The sequence below is a fragment of the Sphingomonas sp. ACRSK genome (assembly GCF_022346685.1).
GTDB classification, from domain to species: Bacteria; Pseudomonadota; Alphaproteobacteria; order Sphingomonadales; family Sphingomonadaceae; genus Sphingomonas; species Sphingomonas molluscorum.
In genome coordinates, this window is sequence record NZ_JAKRNR010000077.1 from 1 (window position 1) to 1,547 (window position 1,547).

Sequence of the window (1,547 nt, forward strand, 5' to 3'; positions counted from 1 at the left end):
GCTGCCGGGCTTGAACAGCAACGGGCGGGGTTAACCCCGCCCGTTGCTTCACCTGCGCTCATGCGCAACAACACCGGTCGGTCTCTGGTCGCAGCTGGATGAAAGACTGGGGTCACGTCATGTGGGATCGTAATCCGACCGGGGCGCTAGAATCTGCACGGGCGGTCCTCACCCTTCTTCAGGACGGTGGTCTAAAGGGATATCGCGGCTTGTGGAACTATCTGGCAGGTGACGCCGCCAGTCAGATAACTTCGACCGGAGGGGGCGACCTAAGCGGAGTGGCGCGTGAATACTACGGTCTCGCAGCGAGGGCGACCCCGAGTGTGGCGTGGTTTCGATCCTTGGCAGGCATGCGGGAGGCCCAAGCAGTCGAGGAAGCGAAGCCAGGGGCTACGGCCGCGGCGCTCATTGAAAGACTTGAGCATCGGTTCGCAGAACTCGGAACACGCCACGACGAGAAGTTCGCGAAGGTGGAACGACTGATCCTTGAAGGTATCGGTCAAGACGGCTTCGCTGCGTTCGAGCGTGCTCAGAAAGAGCTCGGCGCCCTCCTGGGTTTTGAAGCCGGAAACGAGGAGACTGATGGTGCGCCGGATCCTTGGTGGATGGCTAATGGCGACTTTGCGATTGTCTTCGAGGACTTTACAGAGGCTGCGCCGAAAACTCTGTTACCTGTAACAAAGGCGCGCCAAGTGAGTAGCCATCCGAACTGGCTACGTAACCGGCTGGCCCTAGGCAAGGATGCTACGATTATACCCGTCTTGGTGAGCGGTATCTCTGGTGCTGTGCCAGAGGCGGCAGTTCACCTTGAAAATGTCGCCTTCTGGAACGTTCATGATTTCCGAACATGGGCGGCAAATGCTCTCGTCGTCATCCGTTCTCTCCGGACGACCTATCCCGGCGCCGGAGACCTGTTCTGGCGCGAGGAGGCAATGGCAGCTTATGCCGCGAACGGCCTCGATCCCGCGAGCCTCGCAGAACGACTTCAGCCGCTGCGAGGAAGCGCCACGTTCTGATATTCTCGGCGATACGCAGTGCGGAACCGAGCGCGGGCATCCAGTACCTCAGGTAACAGCTGGTACGATGTCCGCTCTCATCAAGTAATTACCAGAGAGCGGCTGACCTCGTGGGTTGAGCGGCTCTCTACTCCACCCCCGCATCCCCGGCCGCGACCGTCTTCGCCTGCGTCTCCAGCGTCCGCCCGTCCGCGAACTCCAGCCGCAGCGGCACGCTGCCGCCGGGCGTCACCTTCGCATCCACGTCGAACAGCATCAGGTGGCGGCCGCCGGGGGCGAGCTTCACCGTCTGGCCGGCGGGGAGGGGGAGCGCCTTGACGGGGCGCATGGTGGTGGCGCCGGACATGCCTACCATGCCCTCGTGGCCGGCGTGGTCGGGCGCGCCGGGGGCGTCCATCTTCATGGTCTCGTGCAGCTCGGTGCGGGCGGCGACGGGCGTGGTGACGGCGACCAGCGTCGCCTCCCTGGTGCCGCCGACCAGCGTCAGATAGCCGGCCGCCGGGCGGCCGGCTATCTGACGCTGGTCGGCGG

The 1,547-nt window shown here is 63.7% G+C and carries 2 protein-coding genes; one reads left to right on the forward strand and one right to left on the reverse strand.

Translation table 11 applies throughout. The features are described 5' to 3' along the window. The first annotated feature begins 350 nt into the window (after positions 1-350). Positions 351-1,016, forward strand: a complete 666-nt coding sequence (locus tag MHZ35_RS17765) for a hypothetical protein (protein ID WP_239436841.1) — start codon at positions 351-353, stop codon at positions 1,014-1,016. 127 nt (positions 1,017-1,143) lie between these two features. Here the strand turns inward: MHZ35_RS17765 and MHZ35_RS17770 are convergent. Next, the coding region (locus tag MHZ35_RS17770) for a copper chaperone PCu(A)C (RefSeq protein ID WP_239436842.1) at positions 1,144-1,547 on the reverse strand (404 nt) is incomplete at its 5' end.

Bases quoted from the DNA above. Each gene is read 5' to 3' on its own strand.
- MHZ35_RS17765 (WP_239436841.1), top strand. From the start codon at position 351: ATGCGGGAGGCCCAAGCAGTCGAGGAAGCGAAGCCAGGGGCTACGGCC.